This is a genomic window from Gluconobacter sp. P1D12_c, assembly GCF_018812105.1.
GTDB lineage: Bacteria > Pseudomonadota > Alphaproteobacteria > Acetobacterales > Acetobacteraceae > Gluconobacter > Gluconobacter oxydans_A.
Genome location: NZ_JACSIQ010000154.1, coordinates 1 through 631 on the forward strand (window position 1 = coordinate 1; position 631 = coordinate 631).

The window sequence follows — 631 nt, forward strand, 5'->3', positions numbered from 1 at the left end:
GAATCCCCAGACCTTCAAGCCTGTCAGCAATGCGATCAGATTGAAGCCTTATGGCCTCATCCCTGCCAATGCGTTCAAGATGTTTAAACACATCAACCTTGTTCCCACTGTTGCGACGAAGAAGCTCATAAAAACCTATCCGAGAAGATGACTCACACCCATTCTCAGACGGTCCTGCATCAAAAATCTCTCCGCGTGATTCCTTCGCTTCCTTAACCTCTGGAACGTATTCTAAACCACCAGCAGGAAGCCTGAAGCGTCGCCTGTCTTCCTGTTCCGAACGACACGCAAAACGCAGATTCTCATCAGCAGAATAATCCCGAGCTATAAGCCCAAGGTGCTTGCAGTCAGCAGATATCAGCCAGCAGATATCATCAACAGACCACCCCAGATGGAACACATGCCCAAGCCATGAACGAGGATAATACCCCCCATCATATGACTGAGCTTTGATGACCCTTTGGGCCTCTAATTTCGTATATGAACGACCTACGGATTCCATCCGAGACCACCAGTCTTGGCGGTCTTGTGTTGAACCATCGCCATCAGTTGTGTTATAATACTGATGTGGGTCGGGTTGTGACGTTCCTGCGTCATGAGCCTTCTCCTAACCTATCGGGCTTCTTCGATG

1 protein-coding gene is annotated in these 631 nt (G+C 49.1%); it reads right to left on the minus strand.

Translation table 11 applies throughout. The annotated features are described in order from the left end of the window. Nucleotides 1-502 (minus strand): hypothetical protein (locus tag KP705_RS16080; RefSeq protein ID WP_215764966.1); only part of this gene is annotated, 502 nt, incomplete at its 3' end. Nucleotides 503-631: the final 129 nt, after the last annotated feature.